The organism is Arthrobacter sp. P4_F10, assembly GCF_056401435.1.
Map to the genome: position 1 here is coordinate 1 of NZ_JBFUJJ010000085.1, position 2643 is coordinate 2643.

Annotated in this window: 2 protein-coding genes and 2 pseudogenes; 2 read left to right on the forward strand and 2 right to left on the reverse strand. The window is 62.6% G+C overall.

Annotation, left to right across the window (positions count from 1 at the left end; genetic code table 11):
* On the forward strand, positions 1 to 287 hold a 287-nt coding region (locus tag AC1DR1_RS23055; protein WP_476993442.1), incomplete at its 5' end, for a DUF309 domain-containing protein.
* Positions 288 to 385: 98 nt separating this feature from the next.
* Here AC1DR1_RS23055 and AC1DR1_RS23060 read toward each other — a convergent pair.
* Both AC1DR1_RS23060 and AC1DR1_RS23065 read right to left on the reverse strand, forming a co-directional pair.
* Positions 386 to 934 carry a GNAT family N-acetyltransferase gene (locus AC1DR1_RS23060; protein ID WP_476993443.1) on the reverse strand — a complete coding sequence of 183 codons (549 nt, stop codon included), beginning with the start codon at positions 932 to 934 and terminating at the stop codon, positions 386 to 388.
* Between the two features lie 193 nt (positions 935 to 1127).
* Positions 1128 to 2159: pseudogene (locus AC1DR1_RS23065) on the reverse strand (threonine aldolase family protein).
* Between the two features lie 110 nt (positions 2160 to 2269).
* Here AC1DR1_RS23065 and AC1DR1_RS23070 point away from each other — a divergent pair.
* Positions 2270 to 2643 (forward strand): annotated as a pseudogene (locus AC1DR1_RS23070) (AAA family ATPase); the annotation flags it as partial.

A 2643-nucleotide genomic window follows, 5' to 3' on the forward strand; every position in this document is an offset into this window, starting at 1 on the left:
CGGCCCGGAGTCTGGTGGAGGCAGGCCGGCCCTTCGCCGCTCATGAGGTACTCGAGGCCCGGTGGAAAGCCGGGCCGGCCGAAGAACGCAACCTTTGGCAAGGTCTCGCCCAGATCTGCGTCGGGCTCACCCACGCCGCCCGGGGGAACAGCATTGGTGCGATCCGGCTCCTCGAGCGCGGTGCGGSCCGMCTCGAGGAGTACGGTTCCGGCGACGGGCCGACCTACGGGCTGGACTTGTCCGCCGTTGTGAGKTGCGCACGTGACCGGATGCGCACCGGCCACTGACCGGCGGCCGGCATCCCCGCGGCAGGCGGCGGAGGCACTAATTSCGGGGGACTGYKGAGAGTTTGCTTGACCATTGGCCTGTCCAATAAGCGGGTCGTTCAGCGGGAGCGGGTTCTCCTGGGCACGACCTTCYGGTCCGTTTCGGCGACGAGGAASACATCGATSGAATCCTCGTGCTCGTGGACGAATCCGGTGCGTTCGTAGAGGCGTCTCGCCGGGCTGCCTTGGAGGACGKTGAGCCGGAAAGGCCGGTGATCGCGCTTCGCCTCCAATACGTGGCGCAGCACCGCGGTCCCCAGACCCTGCCCTTGATACTYGGGGGCCAGATAGAAGTGTTCGATCCATTKCTCATCCGATTCGGGGCGGACMGCAATSACACCGGCCGCGGAGGCTCCGACGTCGATAACAAACGTATGCGCCGGGTGAAAGCCCGTGAGGAAGCGCTGTCTGACGCGCACCGGATCCCAGCGTCCGAGGCGCTCGAGATCGGGACGCATGACYTGRGCGCGGAGCTCGGCAATCCATGATGCGTCAGAGGGAAGGCTTTGGCGCAATGACCAGACGGGAGGCATGTAGCCATTGAAGCTGAAACTACCCGGTACGACGAAATCGAGCAGGATCCMCGCCCCGTAGCTGAAGAGTGCCATCTGAACGACTGAACCACTCTCGCAACAACGGCAACTGACCAGTATCGCTAAGTCGTCCCCGGGGGCCTGCTCGCAAGACCGCGACTCGAAGTGCGATTTAGAAGGAGATGGGCAGGGTGTCAGGGCCAGGGACTAGGGGCCTGAGTGGTCCTGATTCAAGCCGTCTCAGTGGTCCTGAATCGGGCTGACATACTCAGGAGCACATCCACCGGACTTCGCCGCGTGCTTGGTCCCAGTCATAGAAGCGGAAGGATTCCCGGACTTTCGCGGCTGCCCCGGGTGGGAGGACGGCAAAGACGCCATTGGACTGTGTTGCTTGCGTCAGTGAGACGCCGTTAATGGCCGAGATTCCTTCGCTGAGACGTTGAGCCATCTCGTTGGCGTGACTGGCGGACCGCAGCCACAACCCATCCGTTAGCAGGGCTACCAGCTGCGCAGAGACGAAACGGATCTTTGAGGCAAGCTGCATGTTCATCTTGCGCAGGTAGCTCATGCCTGGGTCGGACTGTGGGTTGAGCCAGATAACGGCTTCGCCGAACAGCAGCCCGTTTTTGGTGCCGCCAAAAGACAGGACGTCGACACCGGCGTCGGTGGTGAATGCCTGCAAAGGAAGCCCGAGATGTGCTGCAGCGTTGGCCAGCCTTGCTCCGTCCCAGGTGCAGTTTCATTCCCTTCGCATGGACGTGTTCAGCGATCCGTTGGATTTCTTCCGGCGTGTAGCAGGTGCCGAGTTCGGTGGTTTGGGTGATCGATACGGCCCGCGGTTGCGCCCGGTGCTCGTCTCCCCACCCCCAAGCTTCGGCGTCTATCAATTCCGGGGTGAGTTTGCCATCCGGTGTGGGGACCGGGAGGAGCTTTATTCCGCCAACCCGTTCCGGGGCGCCGTTTTCGTCGGTATTGATATGCGCTGTTGCTGCGCAGATGACAGCGCCCCAGCGCGGGAGCAGGGCTTGCAGGGCATGGACGTTGGCCCCTGTTCCATTGAAGACCGGATATGCGGTAGCAGTTGTCCCGAAGTGGGACTGGATGACCTCTTGAAGCGCTGCTGAGTAGACATCTTCGCCGTATGCGGTGACGTGGCCTTCGTTGGCTGCCTGAACTGCTTCGATGATTTCGGGGTGAGCCCGGTGTAGTTATCCGTGGCGAAGCCCCGGTATGCCGGGTCCTGCAGGCGCCCCGCCAGTACGTGCGGGACGCCTGCTTTGGTATCAACGCTGACGCTTATGCCGGTGCGCCCACGAGGTGGCCGGCCGTGAGGGGCAAGCGCTGCCCGTTGATCTGTTCTGCCTCCAGGTCGAAGATCCGCTGTACAGCGTTGGCAAGGACCCTGACATCTCCGTGGTGCTGTTCGACGAGGTGGAGAAGGCGCACGCCGATCTCTTCAACTCGCTGCTGCAGATCCTGGAAGACGGCCGCCTGACCGACTCCCAGGGCCGCGTGGTCGACTTCAAGAACACCGTGATCATCATGACCACCAACCTCGGTACCCGGGACATTTCCAAGAGCGTCGCCACGGGCTTCCAGTCCGGCACGGACTCCCAGACCGGCTACAACCGGATGCGCGCCCGGGTCACGGAGGAGCTCAAGCAGCACTTCCGCCCCGAGTTCCTGAACCGTGTTGACGATGTTGTGGTCTTCCCGCAGCTGACCCAGGACGAGATCATCGAGATCGTGGACATGTTCGTTGGCCGGCTCAAGAAGCGCCTGAA